Origin of the sequence: Halobaculum magnesiiphilum (assembly GCF_019823105.1) — an archaeon.
Classification (GTDB): Archaea; Halobacteriota; Halobacteria; order Halobacteriales; family Haloferacaceae; genus Halobaculum; species Halobaculum magnesiiphilum.
The window spans coordinates 1,644,124-1,668,682 of sequence record NZ_CP081958.1 but is presented as its reverse complement, the minus strand read 5'-3'; the positions used below and the strand labels follow the sequence as shown (position 1 = coordinate 1,668,682).

At 66.2% G+C, this 24,559-nt stretch carries 21 protein-coding genes and 2 pseudogenes; 13 read left to right on the top strand and 10 right to left on the bottom strand.

Annotated features, from left to right (window positions below):
- Nucleotides 1-176 precede the first annotated feature (176 nt).
- Nucleotides 177-809, top strand: coding sequence for a response regulator transcription factor (locus tag K6T50_RS08420; protein WP_222606184.1), 633 nt, complete (start codon nt 177-179; stop codon nt 807-809).
- 117 nt (nt 810-926) lie between these two features.
- Here K6T50_RS08420 and K6T50_RS08415 read toward each other — a convergent pair whose 3' ends face one another.
- Both K6T50_RS08415 and K6T50_RS08410 read right to left on the bottom strand, forming a co-directional pair.
- Nucleotides 927-2,945 carry a MutS-related protein gene (locus K6T50_RS08415; RefSeq protein ID WP_225935289.1) on the bottom strand — a complete coding sequence of 673 codons (2,019 nt, stop codon included), beginning with the start codon at nt 2,943-2,945 and terminating at the stop codon, nt 927-929.
- Nucleotides 2,946-3,124: 179 nt separating this feature from the next.
- A complete protein-coding gene (locus K6T50_RS08410; protein WP_222606183.1) occupies nt 3,125-3,403 on the bottom strand; it encodes a hypothetical protein in 279 nt (92 codons plus the stop codon).
- Between the two features lie 142 nt (nt 3,404-3,545).
- Here K6T50_RS08410 and larE point away from each other — a divergent pair, with 142 nt between their 5' ends.
- A complete protein-coding gene (gene larE, locus K6T50_RS08405) occupies nt 3,546-4,454 on the top strand; it encodes an ATP-dependent sacrificial sulfur transferase LarE (RefSeq protein ID WP_222606182.1) in 909 nt (302 codons plus the stop codon).
- 41 nt (nt 4,455-4,495) lie between these two features.
- Here the strand turns inward: larE and K6T50_RS08400 are convergent, their stop codons facing one another.
- The 6 genes from K6T50_RS08400 to tatC (K6T50_RS08375) all read right to left on the bottom strand — a co-directional run bounded on the left by K6T50_RS08400 (nt 4,496) and on the right by tatC (K6T50_RS08375) (nt 8,917).
- Entirely contained in the window at nt 4,496-5,179 is a 684-nt protein-coding gene (locus tag K6T50_RS08400; protein WP_222606181.1) for a histidine phosphatase family protein, read from the bottom strand.
- A 147-nt stretch (nt 5,180-5,326) separates the two neighbouring features.
- The gene (gene arsN2 / locus K6T50_RS08395) at nt 5,327-5,851 is read right to left on the bottom strand and encodes an arsenic resistance N-acetyltransferase ArsN2 (protein WP_222606180.1); all 525 of its coding nucleotides are present in this window, start codon (nt 5,849-5,851) and stop codon (nt 5,327-5,329) included.
- Nucleotides 5,841-6,128 carry a hypothetical protein gene (locus K6T50_RS08390; RefSeq protein ID WP_222606179.1) on the bottom strand — a complete coding sequence of 96 codons (288 nt, stop codon included), beginning with the start codon at nt 6,126-6,128 and terminating at the stop codon, nt 5,841-5,843. The genes arsN2 and K6T50_RS08390 overlap by 11 nt, the downstream gene beginning before the upstream one ends.
- A gap of 46 nt (nt 6,129-6,174) precedes the next feature.
- A complete protein-coding gene (gene arsM, locus K6T50_RS08385) occupies nt 6,175-7,044 on the bottom strand; it encodes an arsenite methyltransferase (protein ID WP_222606178.1) in 870 nt (289 codons plus the stop codon).
- Nucleotides 7,037-7,411, bottom strand: a complete 375-nt coding sequence (locus K6T50_RS08380; RefSeq protein WP_222606177.1) for an ArsR/SmtB family transcription factor — start codon at nt 7,409-7,411, stop codon at nt 7,037-7,039. The genes arsM and K6T50_RS08380 overlap by 8 nt, the downstream gene beginning before the upstream one ends.
- 180 nt (nt 7,412-7,591) lie before the next feature.
- Nucleotides 7,592-8,917 (bottom strand): twin-arginine translocase subunit TatC, encoded by a 1,326-nt coding sequence (gene tatC, locus K6T50_RS08375; protein ID WP_222606176.1) that lies wholly within the window; start codon nt 8,915-8,917, stop codon nt 7,592-7,594.
- A 113-nt stretch (nt 8,918-9,030) separates the two neighbouring features.
- Here tatC (K6T50_RS08375) and tatC (K6T50_RS19375) point away from each other — a divergent pair, with 113 nt between their 5' ends.
- The 3 genes from tatC (K6T50_RS19375) (at nt 9,031) to K6T50_RS08360 (ending at nt 12,940) form a co-directional block, all read left to right on the top strand.
- Complete coding sequence (gene tatC / locus K6T50_RS19375; RefSeq protein ID WP_222606175.1) at nt 9,031-11,817, top strand: twin-arginine translocase subunit TatC; 2,787 nt, start codon at nt 9,031-9,033, stop codon at nt 11,815-11,817.
- 188 nt (nt 11,818-12,005) lie between these two features.
- Nucleotides 12,006-12,218: a ribbon-helix-helix domain-containing protein gene (locus K6T50_RS08365; protein WP_222606174.1), complete on the top strand. Its 213-nt coding sequence runs from the start codon at nt 12,006-12,008 to the stop codon at nt 12,216-12,218.
- The gene (locus K6T50_RS08360) at nt 12,215-12,940 is read left to right on the top strand and encodes a queuosine precursor transporter (RefSeq protein ID WP_222606173.1); all 726 of its coding nucleotides are present in this window, start codon (nt 12,215-12,217) and stop codon (nt 12,938-12,940) included. Before K6T50_RS08365 ends, K6T50_RS08360 begins: the two co-directional genes overlap by 4 nt.
- Nucleotides 12,941-12,962: 22 nt before the next feature.
- Here the strand turns inward: K6T50_RS08360 and K6T50_RS08355 are convergent, their stop codons facing one another.
- Nucleotides 12,963-13,766 carry a 23S rRNA (uridine(2552)-2'-O)-methyltransferase gene (locus tag K6T50_RS08355; RefSeq protein ID WP_222606172.1) on the bottom strand — a complete coding sequence of 268 codons (804 nt, stop codon included), beginning with the start codon at nt 13,764-13,766 and terminating at the stop codon, nt 12,963-12,965.
- Between the two features lie 282 nt (nt 13,767-14,048).
- Here K6T50_RS08355 and K6T50_RS08350 point away from each other — a divergent pair, with 282 nt between their 5' ends.
- The 8 genes and pseudogenes from K6T50_RS08350 to K6T50_RS19185 all read left to right on the top strand — a co-directional run.
- Nucleotides 14,049-14,663, top strand: coding sequence for a hypothetical protein (locus K6T50_RS08350; protein ID WP_222606171.1), 615 nt, complete (start codon nt 14,049-14,051; stop codon nt 14,661-14,663).
- 2 nt (nt 14,664-14,665) lie between these two features.
- A complete protein-coding gene (locus K6T50_RS08345) occupies nt 14,666-15,355 on the top strand; it encodes a hypothetical protein (protein WP_222606170.1) in 690 nt (229 codons plus the stop codon).
- Complete coding sequence (locus K6T50_RS08340) at nt 15,352-16,968, top strand: class I SAM-dependent DNA methyltransferase (protein ID WP_222606169.1); 1,617 nt, start codon at nt 15,352-15,354, stop codon at nt 16,966-16,968. Before K6T50_RS08345 ends, K6T50_RS08340 begins: the two co-directional genes overlap by 4 nt.
- A complete protein-coding gene (locus tag K6T50_RS08335) occupies nt 16,961-18,346 on the top strand; it encodes a restriction endonuclease subunit S (RefSeq protein WP_222606168.1) in 1,386 nt (461 codons plus the stop codon). Before K6T50_RS08340 ends, K6T50_RS08335 begins: the two co-directional genes overlap by 8 nt.
- Complete coding sequence (locus tag K6T50_RS08330; protein ID WP_222606167.1) at nt 18,339-21,383, top strand: type I restriction endonuclease subunit R; 3,045 nt, start codon at nt 18,339-18,341, stop codon at nt 21,381-21,383. The genes K6T50_RS08335 and K6T50_RS08330 overlap by 8 nt, the downstream gene beginning before the upstream one ends.
- Before the next feature lie 19 nt (nt 21,384-21,402).
- A complete protein-coding gene (locus K6T50_RS08325; protein ID WP_225935288.1) occupies nt 21,403-22,095 on the top strand; it encodes a M48 family metallopeptidase in 693 nt (230 codons plus the stop codon).
- A 354-nt stretch (nt 22,096-22,449) separates the two neighbouring features.
- Nucleotides 22,450-23,034, top strand: coding sequence for a hypothetical protein (locus K6T50_RS08320; protein WP_222606165.1), 585 nt, complete (start codon nt 22,450-22,452; stop codon nt 23,032-23,034).
- Nucleotides 23,031-23,717, top strand: a pseudogene (locus K6T50_RS19185) (tyrosine-type recombinase/integrase); the annotation flags it as partial. The gene K6T50_RS08320 and the pseudogene K6T50_RS19185, both read left to right, overlap by 4 nt.
- Nucleotides 23,718-23,864: 147 nt before the next feature.
- On the opposite strand, the pseudogene K6T50_RS19070 reads toward K6T50_RS19185, so the two are convergent.
- Nucleotides 23,865-24,158, bottom strand: a pseudogene (locus tag K6T50_RS19070) (nucleotidyltransferase); the annotation flags it as partial.
- Nucleotides 24,159-24,559: the final 401 nt, after the last annotated feature.

Below are 24,559 nucleotides of genomic sequence, written 5' to 3'. Positions count from 1 at the left end.
GGTCCGGCCGACGGGTGGGGTTCGCCGCCGTCCTCGCGACGGGCGGCCCACCCGCGACCGGCCGCGCCGATCGGAACGCCGTCCCCTCCCAACCGGCGCTTTCGCCGGCTGAATCCGACTTAATCCGGCGAACGCGTCGAGGGGGTTGAGGGGGATCCCGGTCGTGGCCCGGATCGATGACGGAAGACATCGACGACACCGAGGGTGAGGACGGTTCGACCCGGACGGGCCGTCCCCACGTGCTCGTCGTCGACGACGAGGCCGACGTGCGCGAGTTGTACGCGGATCAGCTCGCCGCCGAGTACACGGTGTCGACGGCTGCATCGGGATCGGAGGCGCTCGACGTGCTCGACGACTCGGTCGACGTGGTCCTGTTGGACCGGCGGATGCCGGGGCTCCACGGCGACGATACGCTCGAACGGATCCGCGCGTCCGGGGCCGACGTGCGCGTCGCGGCCGTCTCCGGCGTCGCCGTCGGCGTCGACGTGGTCGGCCTCCCGGTCGACGCGTACCTCGAGAAGCCGGTCGACCCCGCGGACCTCCGGGACGCGGTCGACCGCCTGGTTCGGGTCGCCCGGTACGGCGACCGCGTCCGCCAGTACTTCGCGGTGATGCACAAGCGGGCCGCCCTGGAGGGGTCGGGCGTCGCGCCGACCGACGGCGAGTACGGCGAACTCGCCCGCCGTCGCGAGGCGCTGGAGGCGGGGTTCGACGACCTCCACGCGCGCCTCGACCACGAGGACTACGAACTCCTGTTTCGCGACCTCGGGGACGGCGGACACGACTCCCCCGCCGATCTGTACGCCTGACGCGACCGCTCCCGATCTCGATTCCGCTCCCGATCTCGATTCCGCTCCCGATCTCGATTCCGCTCCCGATCTCGATTCCGCTCCCGAGTTCGGATTCGCCCGCCGTTCGATCCCGACTCAGAACTTCTCCAGCAGCCCCTCGTAGAACGCGGGGTCGCCGCCCGAACCGGACCCGGATCCGCCGGCCGTGTCGTCGCCGGCTTCCCGCGCCAGCTTCTCGACGATCAGCTCGGGCGTCGACCGCGCGAGGTGGTCCTTCCGGGGCGAGCGGTTCACCACCAGCTCGCCGTCCTCCAGCCCCACGGCCTCGATCCCGTCGACGGCCACGTCGACGGCGGCGGCCTCGCGGATCTGGCGCGCGAGGTGGGAGACGAACACGCCGGTGGCGCCCTGCTCGTCGAGGGCCTCGAGGATGCCGGCGATGATCTTCGCGGAGGCGCCGGGCTCGGTGATCGACTCCAGCTCGTCGACGAGGACGAGCCGCCCCTCCGCGCCGGCGACGAGGTCGCCGAAGTCGCGCAGCGTCGACTCGAACGCGCCGGCGTCGAGCGTTCCCTGCGACTTCGCGTAGTAGTGCAGCTCCGAGACGCGCCCGACGCGCGCCGAATCCGCGGGGACGGGCAGCCCCATGTGCGCGAGGGTGACGATCAACGCGACGAGATCCAGCGTCGAGGTCTTCCCGCCGGAGTTCACCCCCGACAGCAGCGTTACGCCCGAAACGGCGTAGTCGACGGGCTCGGCCTCCGCGAACGGCACGTCCAGCAGCGGGGAACGCCCGCCCTCGATGTCGAAGCCGGTCCCCTCGTCGTCGATCTCGGCGACGACGCAGTCGAAGTCGCGGGCGAACCGGGCGACCGCGAGCTCCACGTCGAGTTCGAGCGCGTCGGCGACGAGGTCGTCGGCGGGCTCGCGCAGCGCGGCCAGATCCGTCGCGAGGTCGGACTTGAGCCTGGCCGCCCGCCGGTCGCGGGCGGTCTTCAGCTCGGTGCGCAGGCGGTTCAGCGGCTCCTCGTTGTGCTCGGTCGGGAAGGTCGGGTCGCCCGCGAAGATCCGCTCGGTGAACTCCGCCTCGCTCTCGTCCAGTCGGAGCGCGTCGGCGAGGTGCTCGCGGGCCTTCCGGATCGCGGCGTCGTACTCGTCGGCCAGCTCCCGCGAGAGGAGGCTGTCGACGCGGGCGCCCTGCTCGACTAAGGAGAGGAAGTCGGTTCCCTCGATGGTCACGTCCTGCTCGCGGATGGCCTCGCGGAGGTGGTCGTTGGCGACCGACTCGGCCGTCGAGACGGCGGCGTCGAGGTCGTCGACGGCGTTCGCGAGCCGAGTCAGCTCCTCGTCGCCGCGGACGGTGCCGTCGTCGTCGAGCCGCGAGAGCGCGTCCCGGAGCGCCTCGGGGTCGAGGGCGGGCTCGATGCCGGCGGCCTCGTGCACGTCGAGCGCCGCCAGCAACTCGGCGCGGTTCTCCGCGAAGAACGCCAGCAGGCGCTCGGGAACGACCTCCTCCGGGTGGTTCTCCGGGTCGGTGATGACGCGCACGTCGCCGTCGACGTCGACGCCGGCGAACTCCTCGTCGAGCGCGACGACGGTGGCGTACGACCGCGCGAGCTCGGCCAGATCGCGGGCGTCCTCGACGACCTCGACCGAGAGCTCTGGGAACGCGTCCTTCACGGCCGCGTAGCGCTCGGCGTCGGCGGTCGCGAGCGCCCGCTCGCGCACCCGAAGGCCACGGGGTTCACTCGGCTGTTCTACGTCCTCCAGCGCGTCGAGAACCGCCCCGTCGGGGTCGCGCTCGACCGCGTCGGCGGCCCACTCGCGCACCTCCTGGATGCGCGAGGGGGTCGCGGAGGGGTATATCGTCCGAAGGCGCTTCTCGGCGTAGTCGGTGACGGCGCGCTCCTGCAGGAGGCCGAGGGCGTCCTCGTACACCTCGCGTGCGCGGTCGGTCGCCAGCCAGCCGCCGGGGTCGTCGTGGCGTTCCTGGATGGCGCCGCGGGCGATGGCGGCCGCCCGGCCCTCGGTGAGCCCGCGGGCCCGGGCGAGCGTCGCCACGTCGCCGCGGCGCAGCGCGGCCTCCGCGCCGTCCAGATCCGCGAGGGCGTCGGCGGTCTTCTCGCCGACGCCGGGGACCGACGTGAACTCCATTCGGCACCCGGTAGCGCGGCGGGGGTCAAAACCGTGCCGGGGGCGCGGTCGACCGAAGGGAGACCGCGAAAACGCGAGCGAGGAACGGAGTGACTCGCGAGCAGGGCGAGGCCGACCAGCGGGAGACCTCGATGCGAACGGCGAACGGAGTGAACCGTGAGCGCGGCGAGACCGCCCCGTCAGCCCCCGTTGTCCGCGCTGCCGAGGAGGTCCCAGCCGACGCCCCGGTCGACCTCGGCGATGAACGACTCCGCGCTGTCGACGGGGCCGTGGTCGTCCGCGACGCCGCCGTGTCGGTCCCCCTCGACGACCCGGCCGCGGTCGTCGTCGTAGTAGAACGGGGTTCCGTCGCGGCTGATCCCGAACAGGTACGCGCCGTCGATGTCGGCCGGCACGTCGGAGTGGTCGCTCCCGTTCATGTCCTCCGGGTCGACCGCGTCGGGACCGGACGTGGACACGTTCACCCATGTCAACTGCCAACATGGTGAACGTTGTGGCGGGACGGGTCCAGTTCGCGTCCGCAGACGACCGTGTGTCGGGTCGGCTCCGCGCGTCGCCACGTTCGGACGACTTTTGCGTCGTCACCTCCTCGTTCGGCGCATGGACGACGACGTGGCGGCGAAGGCGGCGGCCGCGCGCGAGCTACTCGCCGAGCGCGACGGCGCCCTCGTCGCCTTCTCGGGGGGCGTGGACTCGTCGGTCGTCGCGGCGCTCGCGCGCGACGCGCTCGGCGACGACGCGGTCGCCTGCACCGCGAAAAGCGAGACGCTGCCGGCCGAGGAGTTGGACGACGCGACGCGCGTCGCCGACGACATCGGTATCGACCACGCGATCGTGGAGTTCTCCGAGCTGGACGACCCGAACTTCGTCGCCAACGACGACGACCGGTGTTACCACTGCCGGACGATGCGCCTCTCGCGGATGTACGAGGCGGCCACGGAGCGCGGCATCGGCACCGTCTGCGACGGAACGAACGCCTCCGATCCCGGCGAGGGGCACCGGCCGGGGCTCCAGGCCGTCGAGGAACTCGACGTGGTGTCCCCCCTGCTGCGGGCCGGCATCACGAAGGCGGAGGTCCGCCAGATCGCCGACCACTACGGCCTCGACGTGGCCGACAAGCCCTCGATGGCGTGCCTCTCCTCGCGCATCCCGACCGGGCTGGAGGTGACCGAGGAGCGTCTCACCCGCATCGAGAAGGCCGAGCGCCTGCTGCGCACGTGGGGGTTCTCGCAGTTCCGCGTCCGCGACCACGACGGTCTCGCGCGCATCGAGGTCGGCGCCGACGAGCTGGAGTCGGCGCTGAACGCCGACTTCGTCGCGGCCGCCCGCGACCACATGCTCGATCTCGGCTTCGACCACGTCACGCTCGACCTCCAGGGGTACGAGACCGGGAGTGTCAGCCCCGCGAACGACGCCGAGGAGGCCGATGGCGAGGGGGAGAAAGCCGTGAACCGCGACGGCGACCCCGTCGTCGAGGACGTGTTCGCGCGCGACTACCCGACCTCGTAGGGTCGAACCAGAAGCACCGCCGCTGCCGCTCCAGCTCCCGCTCAGTAGTTCTCCTGCGTCGTCGCCTCCGGCAGGAACGACGTGACGTTCTCGCGGACCAACTCGGCCGTCGCCGACCCGCCGGTCGCGACGCCGTCGCCGTCGCGGGCGGAATCGTCGGCGACGTGCACCTCGTTGACGGCACAGTTCCCCTGGTCCTGGTCGAGCACCGCGGCGACCACGTCGAGTCCCTTCAACTCGCCCGTGACGACGTACAGCGGGCCGCCGTGGGCGACGACGGCGACCGTCTCGTCCGGCTCGACCTCCCCGCGGAGGTCGGCGAAGCCCTCGCGGACGCGCGCTCTCATCTCCAGCAGCGACTCGCCGCTCTCGGGGACGGTCTCGGCGGCCGCGTAGCCGATCTCCGAGAGGGTGTACTCGGGGTACGTGCCGAACAGGCCGTCGTAGGTGAGCCCCTGGAACCGGCCGAAGTCGCGCTCGCGCCACCGGGCGTCGAACGTCGCCGCCGCGCCCGTCGCACGCGAGATGGCCCGGGCGGTCTCGGCCGCGCGCTCCAGATCGGAGGCGACGATCCGGTCGACGGCGTACTCGTCGGTGAGAAAACCGGCGAGGGCGTCGGCCTGCTCGCGGCCGCGTTCGGTCAGCTCCGTCGGCGCCCAGCCCTGCACGCGGCGGTCGCGGTTCCACGGCGTCTCGCCGTGGCGACACAGGAGGATCGTTCCCATCGAGCATGGGTGGACGGGGAGACGAGAAAAGTATGCCCGAGCGTCGACCCCGGACGCGACGCCGACGCCGGACGCGATATCGACGTCGAACGCGACGCCGACGCCGAACGCGACACCGGCGGCGCCGGCAGCGGCCCGGGTCGCCCGCTACTCGGTCGCTCGTTCCCAGACTCGTTTGCGCATGCAGGTCGCCGACGACGGACACAGGTCGGCGAACTCCGTCGTCGACCGGACGCTCGCCGGGACGTGCTCGCGGGAGAGCGGCTCGTATCCGAGCCGCTCGAAGAACCCGGCCGCGGTCGTCGTCAGGAGATAGAGCGTCTCGATGCTCTCCCTCCGGGCGCGATCCTCCAGAGCGGCACACAGCGCCGTCCCGTACCCGTCGCCGCGGCTCGATCTCTCGACGACGACCGACCGCAGGAGGCCGTCGGAGCCGTACCGCTCGACGCCGCCGGCGCCGACGACGGCGTCGCCGTCGCCGTCACGGGCGAGATAGAACCGTCCGGGTCCCGTTCGCACGTCGCTCGTCGGGAGGTCGTTCGCGGCGAGCAGCGCCTCGACGCGGTCGAGGTCCGCGGCGTCGGCTTCCGTCAGCAGGACGGTTGACCCACCGGGGTCTCGCCGTTCGTCCGCGCCCTCGTCCGCCCCCTCGCCGGGTCGATCAGGCGGCATCGTCGACCGGCGGCTTCGCGACGGTGATCCTGAGCCGGCCGCCCAGATCGACGGTGAACTCGCGACAGACGCGGACACAACGGACCGCGGCGGCCGCCCGGGGGGTTCCGCGGCGCACGGCGACGCCGGCGAGGAGGAGCGTCAGGGCGGCCGCCGGGTTGCTGACTGCCCACAGGGACGCGAGGAGCCCCGCGATCAGGACGTAGCCCGCCAGGATGCTCCGCCAGCTCGGCTGTTCGATTCCTGTACGATCGCTCGGGTCGGGTGCTCTGTGCATGGTTGGTGTCGGAAGTGGTGTCCGTAGTGTGGTGTCGCGACGGCGGTCACGCCGCCGTCTCTTCGGTTGCGGATTCGGGGTCGTTCGTCGGCTTGCGCGCTTCGATCGTCGCCGCGGTCAGGTAGTCGGCGAGGTCGCGGTCGGGGTCCCACTCGCGGATGAACGACTCGCTGTCGTCCTTCGGCTCGATCGCGACGTCGACGAACCCGGCGTCGGCGAGCATCGATTCGAGCGTCGGGATCGCGGCCGCGCCGCCGAGGCAGGCGCTCACGGACGCGGCGTCCCCGCGGATGTCGCTCGGGAGGTCGGCCGTCGCCACCACGTCGGAGACGGCGAGGCGACCGCCGGGCCGGAGCACGCGGTACGCCTCCGCGAACACCCGTCGCTTGTCCGCCGAGAGGTTGATCACGCAGTTCGAGAGGATCACGTCGACGGTCCCGTCGGCGACGGGGAGGTGTTCGATCTCGCCGAGGCGGAACTCGACGTTCGTGGCGTCGTTCGCCCCGACGTTCCCGCGGGCACGCTCGACCATCTCGGGGGTCATGTCGACGCCGACGACACGCCCCTCCTCGCCGACCTCCCGCGCCGCGAGGAAACAGTCGAAGCCGCCGCCGGACCCAAGATCGAGGACCGTCTCGCCCGGATCGAGGCTCGCGATGGCGGTCGGGTTGCCGCAGCCGAGGCCGAGGTTCGCGCCCGCGGCGACGGCGTCGAGGTCGTCCTCGGTGTACCCGAGTTCCGTTCCTCCCTCGCCCGGGCGGTTCTCCGACGTTCCGCAGTCGTCAGCGTCGTCGCCGCAGCACGACGACCCCGTGCCGATTTCCCCGATCTCCCCGTAGCGCTCCCGCACCGCGGCTCGCTGTCGTGCGGGATCGAGGCCTGTGCGGTCCGCCGTCGGAGCGTCGTCGTCAGTCATCGCCGACCCCCCTCGTCTCGTCGAGCACGTCGAGGAGTCGCTCCGCGCGCGGCGTCGCGCTGTAGTAGCGCCACCGGCCCTCCTTGCGCCGCTCGACCAGTCCGGCGCCGAACAGCCGCGAGAGCGCCTGACTCACCGCGCTCTGGCTCACGCCGAGCGACGGCTCCAGCTCGCAGACGCAGATGTCGTCCTCGGCGCCCGCGATGAGCCGGAGCGCCTCGTAGCGCGTGTCGTTGCCCAGCGCCGAGAGCGTCTCGACATCGGCGGCGACGTCGTCGTCCCGCAGGTCGTGTTCGGCCGAACAACACCCCGACGGCCGGTCGCTCCGTCCGTCCTCCGTCCCGAGTTCCGGTTTCTGCCCAGCCATTTCAGTACATGCTAATATTAGATTCTGCTAATATAAGTGTTCTCCCGGCAGCGCTCGTCGGAGTCGTGACGGACGACCCTCGGAACGGCCCTCGGAACACACCGTCGTGAGGCGCCAGCGTGACGGATCTGTCGCTGTCGGTCCTCGAACGAACGCGGGAGCCGCGATCCGTGCGGTCGGCTAGTTCCCGGTCCAGCGCAACAGCGCGAGCGTCCCCTCGAACAGCGCGATCATCGTCGCGCCGACGATGATGGGCGCCATCCCGGTGGGGTCCGGCGAGACGATGAACGCGAGGCCGACGAACGCCGACCAGAACAGCAGCCGGCGGTCCTCCATCCACTCGCGCGTCACCAGCCCCATCATGATGGCGAGCTGGATGAACAGCGGGATCTGGAAGACGACGGCCATGTAGCCCATCATCAGGAGGATGAGGTTGAACGTCTCCCGGAGGCTGAACGCGAGGACCGCGCTCTCCTCGGTGTAGCTGATGAAGTAGTCGAAGATGACCGGGAGGACGATGAAGTGTGTGAACGCGACGCCGATGATCCCGAGGATCAGGCTCGTCGGCACCGCCGCGAGGTAGTAGCGGCGTTCGTGTGGGTACAGCCCGGGGCGCATGAACCGGTACGTCTCGTAGACGAACACCGGCAGCCCGACGAGCAGGCCCGCGAGCGACGCCACCTTCAGCTTGGTGAGCAGGAACTCCAGCGGGCCGTACACGCGGGGGCGGTTCTGCTCGAAGCCGACGTGGGTGTCCCACAGGAACTCGATGATCTGCTCGGCGCTGGGCACGGTCGGCGAGACGGTGCCGATCAACAGCACCGCGACGACGACGACGCCGGCGATGCCGAACACGATGCCGAGCCGGCGCATCATCTCCTCGATGTGCGCGGCCAGCGGCATCTCCTGGTCGGAGTCGGGGCCGCCGCCCTCGCCGCCGCCGAGCGCGCCGACGCCCTTGTTCACCGCCTGCATCCCCTTCTCCGCGGCGGTCATGGTGCCCCCGCCTCCGTTCCCGTCGTTCGCGGCGGACTGTCCGCCGCCGGAGCGCTCGCCGGCGACCGCGTCGGGTACGGGCTGTGACTCGTCGATCCTCGGGGCCTCGCCGGCGGCCGGTGCCGGCTCGCTCGATCCGCGGTCGATCGGGTCGTCACCATCGGCGTCGGCGTCACCATCGCCGTCGTCGTCGGCATCATCGTCGTCCTCGAACGGGCTGCGACGGTCGATTTCCGACTCCTCGTCGGTGGGTCGATCCTCGGACCCGGTCGAGTCGTCGGTCTCGCCGTCGTCGCTGGCTTCGGTACCGTCGTCGCGTTCGCCATCGTCGTCGGATCTGACATCGTCGCCGGCGTCGACATCGTCGTCGACACCGTCCTCGTGTTCGTCGGCCGCGGACTCCGACGGCTCGACGGACTCCGCGGGGTCGGTGGACTCGGCCGTCTCGGCGTCGCCGTCGCCGTCGGGCGCGGCCGACGGCTCCTCGGGCGGATCCGAGTCCCCGGTCATGGAAGGGGTTCGCCACCGGTCCGTTATAGGCCTTTTCTGATGGCGTCACCGGAGACGGCGACGCGACGCGGTTGTTGAAAAGGTTGATAACCGGCAAGTCGCTCTCATCCGGTATGTCGAGCGCGCTCGACGAGGACACCCGACGGTCGTTGGCGGACGGCAGGGCCACCGCCGGCGCGATGCTTCGGTCCGCCCAGAAGGACCTCCAGAAGGTGTTCCTCGTCTTCCTCGCCGGGTTCATGGGGACGTTCTACGCCCTCCGGCTGTACGTCTGGGACTTCCTGAAGTCCGTCACGCGCGCGCAACTCAGCGAGACCGCCGGCCAGGAGGTCGAGATCATCGCGCAGACGCCGTTCGACGTGATCCTCCTCCAGGCGAAGATCGGCCTCATCGTGGGGATCATCGTCGGGATCCCGCCGTTACTGTACTTCTCCCGGGACGCCCTCCGGGAGCGCGGGGCGTGGCCGCAGGCGCCGGTCGCCCGCTGGAAGCTCGTGGTCATCTTCGTGCTCGCCGTCGCCCTGTTCGCCGGCGGGGTCGCCTACGGCTACCTGGTGTTCTTCCCGTTCATGTTCGCGTTCCTCGCGAACAACGCGCTCTCGGCGGGCATCCTCCCCACCTACTCCATCGTGAAGTGGGCGCAGTTCATCGCGCTGCTCACGTTCTCGTTCGGCTTCGCCGCCCAGATGCCGCTGGCGATCACCGGGCTGTCGTACGCCGAGATCGTCCCCTACGAGACGTTCCGCGAGAAGTGGCGCCACGCGACCGTCGGTATCTTCGTGTTCGGCGCGGTGTTCTCGCCGCCGGACCCGTTCACGCAGGTGATGTGGGCGGCGCCCCTGCTGCTGTTGTACGGCGCGTCGCTGTACCTCGCGAAGATCGTCGTCACCGCCAGACGCGGCAGCGAGCGCATCGACGCGACCGCGACCGCGCGGCTCCACTGGAACGTGCTCGCCGGCATCGGTGTCGCCGTCGCCGCCGCGATGTACCTGTTCTTCGCTCGCGGCGGCGCCGCCGCGGTCAACGACGTCGTCGCCGGAACCGGGCTGACGAACTATCGGTTCGCGACCGACCTCCCGGTCCCGGCGCTGGCGGCGCTGGCGGGCGGCCTCGGGATCGCCGCGGCCGTCGTGGCGCTCGCGTACTACGTGTACGCCGAACTCGACGAGACGACCGCCGTCGTCGGCGACGCCGGCGACCCCGACGCGATCGACCTGCTGACGCTCGACGAGGCGGGCGTGCGCGCCGCCCCGCCGGAGGCGTTCGAGGGGATGACCGAGCCGGAGGCGCTCGAGGCCGCCTCCACCGCCATGGAGGCCGACGAGCCCGGGAAGGCGCAGGCGATCCTCGACCGCTTCGACGAGGCCGTCGCCGCCGGCGCGGCCGGGGCGGCCGAGGAGGACGCCGGCGACGGCGACGCGCCAGCGCGGTCCGGCCCGCCCCGCGACCTGTTCGCCGGCGACGTGGGCGTCGTCGGGTCGATCCGGCGCGGTTCGGGCCTCGTCGACTGGCGCGGCCGGTTCGGCTCGCTGTGGAACGTCCTCCTCGGCATCGCCGGCGTCGTCGCCGCCGTCGGCTACGTGCTCGTCGAGCGCCCGACGCTCGCGGACTCGGTCCTCGTCGAGTACGGGACGAGCGCGGGAGCGATCCTCGCCGCACTCGGCGTGAGCGGCACCGCGGCGCTCGTCGCGTTCGTCGCCGCCGGGATCGCGCTGGCGCTGTTGCTCGCCGGGCTCCTGGGGCTGTACTTCGCCTACGCCGCGGGTACCGACCCCGATGCCGTCGACATCGAGGTGCTCACGGTCGACGAGGTCCGCCGCGCCCCCGACGCGGTGTTCGCGGGGCTCTCCGAGCGACGGGTGAACTACCTCGCGGACCGCGCGGCCGCCGCCGGCGACTCGGCGAAGGCGCGCGCGGTGTTGGACCGGTTCGACGAACTGCAGGCGGCTCGCGAGGCCGCCGAGTCGTCGTCGGGCGCCGACGCCGCGGGCGGGAGCGGGGGCGGCGGCCCGTCGATCCCCGGCCTGTCGGACGACGCCGGCGACCGGGCCTCGCGCGCCACCGGGACGCTCCTCGAGGGGGTCACCGACGGCGAGCGCGACGAGGACGACATCGGGGGCTACTACGACGACCTCGCCTTCATCGCCGCCTCGTTGCGCTCGCGGCTGTTCGTCCTGGTGTCGGTGTTCGGCGTCACGCTCGCGAGCGTGTTCGCGTTCCTCTACCTCGGCGGGATCGGCGACGTGAAGAACAACTTCGTGAACCGCATCCCCGAGGAGATCGTCGGCGTCGGCGCCGAGAACTTCGGCGTCATCGTGCTCCACCCGGTCGAGGCGCTCATCTTCGAGGTGAAGATCTCGACCATCGCGGGCGCCGTCGCGGTCCTCCCCTTCATGGCGTACTACGCGTGGCCCGCGCTGCGCGACCGGGGGTTCGTCCGCGGACGGAGGCAGGTCGTGTTCGGCTGGGTCGCCGCGCTGTTGGCGGGGCTCCTCGGCGGGCTCGCGCTCGGCTACACCGTCATCGCGCCGGCGGTCATCTCGTGGCTCGTCAGCGACGCGCTCGCGGCCGGCATGGTGATCAGCTACCGCATCAGCGACTTCGCGTGGCTCGTCTTCTTCACCACCGTGGGGATCGGGTTCCTCGCGGACGTGCCCGTCCTGATGGTCCTGCTCAACACGACGGGCGTGTCGTATCAGGCGATGCGCTCGCGCTGGCGGGAAGTGACGGTCGGCATCATGCTCGTGGCGGCGCTGTTCACCCCGGCGGACGTGTTCACGATGTTCCTCGTGACGATCCCGCTGATGGCCGCCTACGGCGTCGGCCTGCTGATCCTGTGGGTGATGACCCTCGGGGGTCGGCGCAACCTCGCCGAGCCGACCGTCGACCTGACCCGCTGACGGCGCGCTCGCGCCCGCCGCCTTCGCCCGGAGGTCTTCGCCCCCGGAGACGGGACGACCGCGTCGTTCGCGCTCGCCGTGTCGGTGGCCCAGACCGCCCCGCCCGATCTCGGCTCTCGCGAGCGGTCGCGCTCGACGAGCCGGCGCCGAGTGCGAAGCTTCAATTATTCGCATACGAACCTCGTGGTATGCCCAAGATAAGCGTCGAGATGCCCGGGGAACTCCTCGCGGATCTGGACGAGCACGTCGGCGACGACGGGAAGTTCGTCAACCGCAGCGACGCGATCCGCGCGTCGGTTCGCAAGACGCTGGACGTGCTCGACGAGATCGACGCGCGCCACGGTCGGCTGGCCGAGGAGGGCGCTGAGGGGGAGACGGCGAGCGGGGGAGACGCCGAATGAGCGGCGCCGACGGCGTCGCCGTCGCGGAACCCCGCCGGCTGAACGTGCCGCTGGCGGCGGTCGTGCTCACCGCGCTGTTCGTCGCCGCGCTGGTCACCGCGCAGGTCATCTCGGCGAAGCTGCTCGCGGTCTCGCTGCCGGTGCTCGGCGCCGTCACTGCGCCCGGCGGGACGCTCGCGTACGCGGTCACCTTCTTCGCCTCCGACTGCCTCTCGGAGCTGTACGGCAAGTCGTACGCCCGGAAGGTGGTCAACGTCGCGTTCGCGATGAACTTCGTCCTGCTGGCGCTGGTGTTCGCGACCATCGCGACGCCGGCGGCGCAGGGGTCGGTTGACCCCGCCGCCTTCGAGACGGTGCTCGGCCTCTCCGGGAACGTCGTGCTCGGTTCGCTGGCCGCCTACGTGATCAGCCAGAACTGGGACGTGATCGCCTTCCACCGCATCCGCGAGTTCACCGACGGCGACGCGCTGTGGCTGCGCAACGTCGGCTCGACCGCGTCGAGCCAGCTCATCGACACCGTCGTGTTCACGCTCGTCGCGTTCGCGGTCGCGCCCGCGCTGTTCGGCGTCGGCGCGGCGCTGCCCACCCCGGTGCTCGTCTCGCTCATCGTCGGGCAGTACGTCCTCAAGCTCCTCATCGCGCTGGTCGACACGCCGCTGGTGTACGCCGCGGTCGCGCTCGTCCGCCGCGATGAGGCCGACGCCGCCGGCGTGAGCGCCTGAGGCGGCAACGCAAAAACGGGGATCAGTCGACGCGCTCGGCGAACCCGAACCGCGGCTTCACGTCGTCGACGACGACCTCGACGGTCTCGCCGGCCTCGGTGCCGGGAACGAACAGCGTGTACCCGTCGACGCGGGCGATCCCGTCGCCCTCCTCGCCGACGTCGGTCACCTCGACGGTGAGCCGGTCGCCCGCCGCGACGGGCGAGTCGGTGCGGCCGCGGGCGATCAGGTAGCGCTCGGAGGAACGCTTCCGGCTCGCCTCCGGGGTGTACGCCCGGACGTACTGGAACTGCGCCTCCACGTCCTCGCGGAAGTCGGCGAGGTCGGGGCCGTCGAACACCTTCACGACGAAGTCGCCGCCGGGCGTCAGGAGTTCGAGCGCGGTGTCGAACGCCTGCCGGCAGAGGTGGATCGACCGGGCGTGGTCGAGCTGGTACTCGCCGGTCATGTTCGGCGCCATGTCGGAGACGACGAGGTCGACGGGTCGCTCGGGCTCGGTGTCATCGTCGGGATCTGGGTCGACGCCGAGCGCCTTCCGGAGGTAGTAGCGCGTGCGCTCCTCGGTCATGTCGCCGCGGACCGTCTCGACGTGCGGGTGGTCGAGGTCGTCGATGCGCTGGAGGTCGACGCCGACGACGCGGCCGGCCTCGGTCACCTCCTCGGCGGCGACCTGGAGCCAGCCGCCGGGGGCTGCGCCGAGGTCGACGACGGTGTCGCCGTGGTCGAAGAGGTCGACCTCCTCGTCGATCTGCCGGAGCTTGTAGGCCGAGCGCGCGCGGTAGCCCTCCTGTTTCGCCCGGTTGTAGTATTCGTCTTTACCTGCCATGACTACCTTACTGAAATCGCTGACATGTTCTTGACTGCCGATTCGAGCGAATACGCGTTCATGTTCGGTGCGACGTGGTCGAACCGGAAAGGCACATCGCTTATGTATGTGAAGGGAAACCTGCCACACCTACCTACACCATTTACAAATGTATTTTCACGCCCACAGCGCTCTTACTGGCCATCAATACAGAAGTCAGGAATGCTAAACGATTTTATAAAGAATGAGCGGCTTATCCAAAACCCAAGTACTAAGTTACCCCCGCACATTGAATGAGTCGAGATGTCTGCTCAAACTCAGGGGAGTCCGGTCGGAGCCGGTATCGGCGCATTCAACCGTCTGTCCACCGATCTGGAGACAATCGCGGTGTTGTGCTCGGCCGTTCCGGAGATTGACGAGGATCTGCGCGCCCTCGCCGCCCACGTGGACGCCCTCGACGAGAGCATTGACGAACTGAACGGCGACAAGGGTGAACTGCAGGCTGAGATCGGCGACCTCTCCGAGGCGCTTCGTCACTTGACCGCGAACGTGGCCGACCTCGAGGAGATGCTTGAGGAGGAAGTCGACGACCTCCGAAGTCGGCAAGACGACCTCGCGGCACGCCTCGACGCCGTCGAGGGGTGCTTGAATCCTGACCTATTGGAGAAGCAGACGGCGCACGTCGACGCACAGAACTCCTCGATCCCCTTCAATCGCGGCGACGAGCGCGAACTCGTCGTCGAGGAGGTAGAAGGACGGCCGGACGCCACCCTCCGCGGGAAGATCGAGAAGGTACAGACCTTCGTCGACGTGGATGACCCCTCGGAGTACAAAGAGGGTGACCTCGTAGACGTAACCATCACTGATCTCAACGGAACAGCGGCTCACGCCGCACTGACCGAGACCCTCGGGGAGTGAGGATGCCGGCGACCTCCCTACTGGATGCCCGAGAGGGCCGTACGCAGACGGACATCGTGGCGGCCATCGCGAAGCTGCAGTTCCGCGATGGAACGGCCCCAAGGCAGAGCGACCTCGACGAGTTGCTCCCGGTCTCGAAGGGCGCCATCTCCAACAACTGCCGGAAGCTCGTCGAGACTGACCTCGTGCGCGAGACAGATGGACGCCGGTATGAGGTCGTCGAGTCGGAGCTGCTGGCGCTGTACCGCGAGCACGTCGACCGTTACCTCGCACGCGAGGCCGAGTCTGACCGGTTCGCCGACGAAGTGGCCGCGTACAACGAGACGCGTACGGCCACCAAGCGCGGCCTCCGGAACACGTTCGAGGACAATGACCTTTTCGTCGACGTCCTCGTCGCGGCGCTCGTCGACGCGCTCGACGATAGTCGCATCCAGACGATTCGCGAGGTGATGCTGCACGCCGACCAGCTGGTGCGGAGCGCAGCTACCCACGTTGTGACGCACTCGGACTTCGAGGGCCGAGACGACCCGGCGTGGGAGACGGTGCGTCCCTTGCTCCAACTCGCGGTCGCCCTCGACCGCGTCCACGCTGGCCTCGACGCCCTCGCGGACGCGCACGCAGACGTAGCAGAGTACCTCCCCGGCGACGCGCCGGCGGCAACGATGACTACCTACTTCACCAACAACGCATGACTGACGATCCCAATCAGCAGACGCTCGCCGACAGCCAGCCGACGACCAACCTCACGACCGACCAGCTCGAGAAGCACTTGTTCAAGTGCGCGGACATCATCCGCAACACGGTCGACAAGACCGACTACAAGGACTATATCCTCCCGCTGGTGTTCTACAAGAGCATCAGCGACACCTTCGTCGACGAGTACGCGGCAAACCTTGATGAGTTCGAGGACGCCGAACTCGCTCGCGACGAGGCGTTCCACGACTTCCAGATCCCGGAGGGGTACCTCTGGGAGGCCGACGACGACGCGCTCCCGGACGGGTACGAGTGGGAGGGGAAGGACGCCGAGCAGGATCTCCGGAGTCAGAAGGAGAACGTCGCGTCGTTCATCGACGAGGCGTTCACCGAGATCGAGAACGCCAACCCCGACCAGCTCAATGGGGTGTTCCGCTCGGACTTCATGGCCGCGGATGCCCTCGCTGAGTCCGACGGCAAGCTCATCCGCCTCGTCGAACACCTCAGCACCCACAACCTGAGTCAGCAGCGGCTTCCCGACGATATGCTCGGGGAGGCATACATGGATTTAGTGCGGCACTTCGCATCCGAGGAGGGTCGCGATGGGGGCGAGTTCTTCACCCCGCCACAGATCGTCCGGATGATGGTGCGGCTGCTCGCACCCTACGAGTCGGGCGACACCTTCCACGACCCTACCTGTGGTTCCGCTGGCTTCCTCATCGAAGCGGCCCACCACTTCCGGGAGGAGCAGGGCGGCGACCCCTCCCAACTCACGATGACAGGACAGGAGGTCAACCCCGACATCGCGTCCATCGCGAAGATGAACCTGTTCCTCAACGGGCTGAAGGGGGAGGTCAAGCGACAGGACTCGCTCAGTGAACCGCTGTTCACCGAGGACGACACCACTCTGACCAAGTTCGACTACGTCCTCGCCAATTTCCCGTTCTCGGCCAACTGGGACAAGGACGGGCTGCAGGACGACCCGTACAGCCGGTTCGACTGGACGGAGAAGCTTCCCCGGGCCGACCGCGGCGACTACGCGTTCATCATGCATATCGCCGAGCAGCTCAACGAGACTGGTCGGGCCGCCATCGTCGTTCCGAACGGCGTGCTGTTCCGCAAGCACGAGGGGAGGTACCGGGAGCCGATGGTAGAGCGTGATCTCGTGGAAGCGATCATTGGATTGCCCGCTGACCTCTTCCAGAACAACGCCATCCCGACGTCTGTCCTCGTGCTAAACGAGGACAAGCCGGAGGAGCGCGAGGACGAAGTCCTGTTCCTCCACGCCGCGGACAACCACGCGGTCGACGAGCCGTTCTACCGGGACGTCTCCAACAACAGCCAGAATGAGCTGACGGAGACGGGTGTCGACCACATCGTCGACAACTACCACGACTGGACGACCGAGGAGAAGGTCAGTCGAACGGCCACCCGTGAAGAGATCCGCAAGAACGATTACAACCTCAACATCGCGCTGTACGTCGACACGACCGAACCAGAAGAGGACATCGACGTCGCCGAGGAATTCGACGAGCTGCGCGAACTCCGGCAGGAGCGTGCCGACATCGAGGCCCGACTCGACCAGCACATGGAGGCTCTCAACTATGAGTGACGACGACATCCCCACCGACCAGCCCGACGACTCGCCCACGACGGACGCCACCGAGACGGCCGCCGACGGTGGCGCCGTGGCGACCGAGGCGCTGCAGAGCCGTTTTTGGGGCGTGGTGCCTACAGAGTGGGAACTAGTCGATGGCACCGAGGTCTACGACGTGAACCCCTCATACACGCCCGAGGAGGAGGAAATCACGTACATCGAGATGGATGCCCTCGACACGGAACTGCCGTTCCCGAAGTACGCTACGAAGCGCAAGGCGGCGGACTACAGTGGGAAGCTCTTCCGAGAGGGCGACACCCTGTTCGCCCGCATTACGCCCTGTACAGAGAACGGCAAGGCGGCCTTCGTCGACGCGATGGAGACCAACGTGGGCATCGGCTCAACCGAGTATGCCGTCCTGTCGCCCGACCGCGAGCGCATCCACCCCCTGTACCTCTACTACGTGGCCAAATCCTATCCCGTTCGGAACTACGCCATCTCACGGATGCGCGGGTCGACGGGGCGTCAGCGGGTGCCCTTCGACGTGTTCCGAAAGGAGTTGGAGATCTCGCTCCCTCCGATGGAAGAGCAGCAGAAGACCGCTAGCATCTTGATGGACATTGATCAGGCCATCGAAAAAACGAACGAGATCCTTCAACAGACGCACCGGGTAAAGAAGGGAGTGACGCAGGAACTCCTTCGAGAGGGTACTCGGTCGCACGATGACTTTAAAGATACCGCGGTCGGTCGCATACCTTCGGAGTGGGAGGTTTGCTCAATCGGTGACGTCGTTGAGCTGGCCCAATACGGCCTATCAGAAAGTCTGTCGACAGAGGGAGAATACCCCGTTTTCCGGATGAACAACATCGAGAACGGGTACATGGTGGACTCCCCGATGAAGTACATCGACTTGGAGGACGACGAGTTCGAGAAGTACAAAGTCGAGAAGGGGGACATCCTGTTCAATAGAACGAACAGTTACGAGCTAGTAGGCAAGACGGGGCTCTTCAATCTTGAAGGAGACTACGTGTTCGCCTCGTATCTAGTTCGACTGCGTGCTAACAGCCATGCCGACCCCTATTATCTGAACTACTATCTCAACTCGAAGAAGGGACAAGACCGATTGATGGCCTTCGCCACCAAGGGGGTCAGCCAAGCGAACATCAACGCCCAAAACGTCCAGCGCATTCTGATGCCTCGGCCCCCCGTCGAAGAACAGCAGGAGATCGCCGAAGTGATCAGAGAATTCGACAGGCAGATCGAATCGAACGAGCAGTATAAGTCTCAGTTAGCGAGGATCAAGCGAGGTCTACTGAGTGACCTTATTTCCGGAGATGTTCGAACAAACCAAGCGGACATCGAGATCAACCCACGGGTGAGTAAACATGGCTAAATCCGCCACTCCTGACGAATCTGGAGTCAAAGAGGATGTCCTCAGATGGTTAGAGTGCCTGAATTACGACACCTACGGCCTCGGGGAGGATGAAGGCGAGGGTGCGACTACCCTCGACGAAAAGTACGGTCGTGACCCGACAGAAGTCATCTACTACGGGATGCTCCGTGAGTGGCTCGTGGAATCTGAGGTCGGCAACAACGACCAGATCACCGAGGACAACGTCGACGACTTCCTGACCTCGCTCCGGCGCGATCTCGCCCACGACAGCGCCAACCTCGTGGAGGCCAACGAGGAGTTCCACCGACTGCTCGTCCGCGGGAAGCGGTTCGCCGTCACGAGCGAGGAGGGCAAGGAGACGAAGCGCATCTTCGTGCGCCTCGTCGACCTCCGCGACATCGAGAACAACCGCTTCGTCGCCGCTGACGAGTTCCGCGTGAAGCGCGGGGGTAACTCCATTCGGCCCGACGTGAACCTGTTCGTCAACGGCATCCCGCTGGTAACGATGGAGCTGAAGTCGCTCGCGCAGGAAAACGACTACTACGACGCCATCAGCGACCTCCGCGACTACGAGGAGGACGTCTCGCGGCTGTTCGTCCCGAACCTCTGGAACGTCGCCGTCGACTCGATGGCGTACCGCTACGGCGCCGTCGGCGCGACCTCGTCGTTCTACATGCCGTGGGAGGCCGACGAGGAGGCGACGCCGCCTGAATACCGCGTGGAGGAGGAGGAGGACGCCAACCCGCTCAAAGAGCCGGTGCTGGCGATGTGCAACCACGAGACCCTGCTGGACGTCCTCCGAAACTTCGTCTTCTACGAGCACCGCACCGGCGGGACGACGAAGATAATCCCGCGGTACATGCAGTACTACGCGGCCAACCGGATTCTCGATCGGGTGCGCGAGGGGCGCACCGACGAGGCCATGCGTCGAGGACTGATTTGGCACACGCAGGGCAGCGGGAAGTCGTTCACCATGCTGTACGCCGCCCGAATGCTGCTGGAGCGCGGCGTCCTCGACCACCCGAAGGTCGTCCTCGTGGTCGACACGAAGGATCTCGAGGATCAGATGGCCCAGACGCTCAACAATCTCGGGAACTTCGAGATGTTCACCCGGGCCAAGAACATCGACCACCTCGAGCGTAGGCTCCAGACCGACCAGAGCGAACTCATCGTCACGACCATCCAGAAGTTCGAGGACGTCGAGTCCAACCTCCAGCGCGATCAGCCGACTGTCGTCATGTCCGACGAGGCCCACCGGTTCATGGAGAAGGATCTCGGCAACAAGCTGGCCGCCGCGCTCCCGGACGCGTTCCACTTCGGGTTCACTGGCACGCCTGTGCGCGAGTCCGAGCGGGACACGTTCTCCAACTACCGTCCGGAGGGGAAGCCCGAGGAGTTGTACCTGCACTACTACTCCATCGGTGACGGGATCGACGACGGCCTGATCCTGCCGGTTCACTTCACCCTCCGCCACGACATGGAGTGGGAGATCGACGCCGACGCGATCGACCTCGACTTCGACCGGGAGTTCTCGACACTCAGTGTCGACGAGAGGCAGGATGTGATCGAGAAGTACCTGACCACAACGGAGATCTCGGAACTCCGGCCTCGAGTCGAGGAGGTCGTCTGGGCAGGCGATCAACGGGGCATCATTGACCACTTCGAGAAGACGGTGCGGCCCAACCACTGGAAGGGCATGGTGGTCACGCCAAGCCGCAAGGCCGCTGCCATCTACGGCGAGGAGCTGCGGAAGTACTACGATCCCGAGGAGGTCGAGGTGTTGTACACCAGCACCGGAAACGACTCCGAGACCGTCCGTCAGTTCCACACGACGCCCGAGGAGCGCGACGCCATCGTCGAGAACTTCAAAGACCCCGACGGGGATCCGAAGCTACTCGTCGTCGTGGATATGCTCCTCACCGGGTTCGACGCGCCGGTGCTGAAGACGATGTACCTCGACCGGAACCTGAAGAACCACAACCTCCTGCAGGCAATCGCGCGGACGAACCGCCCGGCAGACGGGAAGCACAACGGCGAGATCGTCGACTATCAGGGAGTGTTCGCGAACCTCGACGACGCCCTTGACTACGGAGCCGATGTCCGTTCCGAGATCGATCGGTCGCGCAAGCAGTTGCTCGAAGACATCGAGGCGCTCGTCGACGACCTGTTAGGTCTGTTCGACGACATCCCTCGCGACAATCGGCAGGAGACGCTCAACAAGTGTCTCGCTCGACTCAGCAAGCCCCAGCCGAAGCGCGACTTCAAGCAGGGCTACCGTGAGCTACAGGATCTCTACGAGACCCTGTCGCCCGACAAGGAACTCGTCGGGCGCGGGATTCAGGACGACTACAAATGGCTGACGAACGTGTTCGTCGCCTACCGTCTGAACAACAACCGCGAGGAGAACCCCGAAGAGAACCTCCGGGAAAAGACGAAGAAGATCATCGCCGACAACGTCGAGATCGGCGAGATCAAGGACACTTACCCGGTGTACAAGCTAGGGGAGAAGCACCTCCAGCAGGTCGACCAAATGACCGAGCCGGCCGCGAAGGCGAACGCCATTGAGCACGCCACCCGGGAACACCTCCAGCCGCGGGTCGACCGGAACCCGAAATACAAGTCGCTCAGTGAGAAGTTGGAGGACATCGTCGACCGCTGGCAGCGCGGCGACCTCACCGATCCCGATGCCGTCGAGAAGCTTGAGCGGGTCGAACGCGACGTCATCGACTTCGAGGTGGAACTCGATGAACACGGCCTCAGTGAAGGGGCTCACGCCATCTACTCCGAGCTGACGGATAACTACGGGGACGAGGTAGCTGGTGAGGACGAGGCAGAGCGCATCGCGACTGACATCTCGGAGCAGTTCGATGCCGAGATTGAGCGGTTTGAAGGCTGGGAGACCAGCTCCGAGACTCGCAAGAAGATCCGTCGCCTCCTCATCCGCCGACTGGCGAAGGAACACGGGAAGGTTGCGCTCGCCAAGGACGACAGGTTCCTCGAGCAGACCATCGAGTACCTCATCGAGAATGCGGATTGAGGCTACGGGATCGATTCAGGTGTTCGACGAGACGATCGAGTACGAGGTACGACGAAGCGATGACGCCACCCAACCTCGAATCGATGTCGACATTCACGGTGTGGTCGTGGTGCTTCCGACAGGCAGCGACGTCGATCCTCACGGTCTCGTCGAGGAAAACTCGCGATGGCTGTTGAAGAAGTGGCGTGTGTTTCAAGGCCATCGCAACCGGGCACCTTCCCGATCGTTCGAGGAGGGCGAGGTCTTTCCCTACCGGGGAGAGGACTTGCAGTTGGCAATCGACGATGTCGAGCAGTCACACGTTGAGCCGGGAGCGTTCGTCCTCGCTTCCAACGCTGTCGATGGGACGAGTGTTCGAAGTGAGCTAGAGGCACTCTATCGGCGGGAGGCGAGATCTTTGTTTCAGTCTCGGATCGACTACTTCGCCGCTGAAATGGCGGTCGAACCCGGCAAGTTGGAACTCCGAAATCAGCGAACTAGGTGGGCGAGCTGTTCTCCACAGAAGACACTCAGTTTCAATTGGCGGCTCGTGATGGCTCCTGACGATGTGATCGACTATGTCGTTGTCCACGAGCTCGCTCACCTTCGGGAAAAGAATCACACACGGAATTTCTGGAGCATTGTTGGAAATCACGTCCCGGACTATGAGTCACACGTCGACTGGCTCACCGAGAATAGCTCCCGTCTGATCTTCACAGAGGATGACCTCTAATCAGTATATAATTTGGTGGACGAACTGGATGATCACTCATCGACGATAGGAGTTCGCGTGTGACTTACTACCTGTATCCCGGAGAATAATTCAAAACAAGAGTACAACGTTCAGATCTGGTATCTTGAATGATATGCTTAACGAGACATTTTGTAACGGATGTGTTTTTCCCCGCGACCTCGCCATAAGCATAAGTAATTAATGGGGAGTTCAGAAATGAACTGCCCAATTCATTACCCTCCGACATTCCGGGCTCGCCGTGACGGTCGCACTGATGCCCGGTCGGTACTCGCGGTCGAACAAGGGTTGCCACGCGTGGCCGTCGCACCGGCCCAAAGCTATGGGTGACACGAAATGAGCGAGAATGACGACACCCACCCGTCCCGAGAACGAGGGTGTGGCTCGGAAGATGCACAGTCGAAGGGCGATCCGGACGAAAACGACACCGCAACGCGAACGGCAAAGCGGGTGAACATAACGATCAGCGAGGGACAGCACGAGACCCTCGTTGACTTCGCGAAAGAGAACGGAATGACTTTCAGCGAACTGGTGAGGCGCAGCTGCGCACACTTCCGTAACCAACACGAGAACGACCAGACTGCGCGGGAACTCCAACCGTTGCTGCACGAGATCCGGAAGCACAGCGACCAACTCGAATCACAGGCCACCCTCATTGAGGCACTTGGTAGTCGACTTGACGACCTGAGTGAATCTTTCGAGGGCGACTCGGACAGGTCGGATCTCTCCGACGAGGAGCTGGCCGACGAACTGTGGAAAATTCTGGACAAAGACGAGACGCTCACGACCCTCGAAATTATGGAAGACACGGAACTTGACCGTCGACAGGTGCATCGCGGCTTGAACAGACTCCGTGACAGCCACGTCGCCCGGGAGGTAGAAACCCAGTCCGGCGGAACTGGGTGGGTGGCTACGGCATGAGTTCCCAGCCAGACCCAGCCTATGGGTTCGACTTCTCGGAATTTGACGACCCCTACGTCCGCGAATTCCTCGACAAGCGGTGTAAGGAGGTCAGCAAGAGAACGGTGGGGGGGAACATCACTTCTCTCCGTCAATATACCGACTCGCTCGGCGAGATGGCGGTCGAGGATGCCGAGTACTCTGATGTCGCCGAGTATGCAGACGTACTGGTCAGTAACGGGGTGACCGAGGAGACGCTCAAGGTCTACATCAGTTCGATCAGCATGCTCCACGAGTTCCTCAACCACTTCAAAGGGGAGAACATGCCGGACGTCAGCAAACTTCCCAACCGCTACAGTAATCTCGCTCCGAGCATCGAACGCAAACCAATTGACCCCGAGGAAGTGAGACGGCTCATCGATGCGGCTGACACGCTGCGGGAGTCCTTGATCATTGCGATCACCTACTTCGAGGGACTTCGGGCCTCTGAGACGGCGGGGATCAAGCTCCAGCACCTCCGACGTGAAGACGGACGGGTCGAGATCAAACGCAGTAAGAACAACAAGAGTCGCACTCTGTCGCTACATCGCGATCTCGGGTTCATGCTCAAGATCTGGCTGAACGAAGAGCGTCCCTCGTACATCGGATCGGACAGTGACTACCTCTTCGTCGGAGAAAAATCCGGTAGCATCGACAATCAGGACGTCTGGCAGATCGTTCATGATGCGGCCGATGCGGCGGACATTCAGCGTGTTATCGGTGAACGTGTCCGCTTCGAGGGATTGCCTGACTTGGTTCGCCCGTCGCTGGTTGCCCATCCTGTCCTCACGTACCAACACCCAGAGGTCGATGTCGCTGCGGCGGTCGGCCTCGCCACGAGCGACGCTCCCATAGAGGACGACGGCGAGGACGTCGTCGAGTTCGTCCAGTATCGCCTCCGTCGCGGCCGCCACCGGAGCGTGGAACTCCGACTGTGGAATTTCGAGATAGGGGTCGTCTGGTCGGGTCACCCGGTCGCGGTTGATCTGCACGAGCCGACGCGAGCCGTCGCGCTCTTCGACGACGAGGTCGTTATTCGAGAGGACATCCACCGCCTTGGTAATCGTCGGACGCGTGTAGTCGACAGCCTCGGCGATCTCCGTCATGGAGAACGACTCGCCGTGATGCCGGATTAAAAAGAGAAGGATGTCGTCTGTGGCTTCGCTCTTGAATAAGCGACCGTCTCGGAGGGGTATATCGACCGTCACCCGTGTATTCTCACCCGAATTACCGTTCGAGCTCATTGTTATCGTAAAGACTAGCTTAGCGTCTACACTTAAACGTTATCAATGATTGGGGGTATCAATTCATATACTAACTTAGCTACAGCGGCACCGCTGGGTTCGGAGTCGGCAGTACGTCATGGCAACGGAGTTAAGCCGATAATTCAACGAGCGAAGGAACGCGTTCAACGAGTGGGAGTGTGCGGCTGCAAGTCCGTAGGTACGACAGCTCGAGAGCGTGGGGTACGAAACGCGCCCATCACTCAGTCGATTCGAACTCCTCT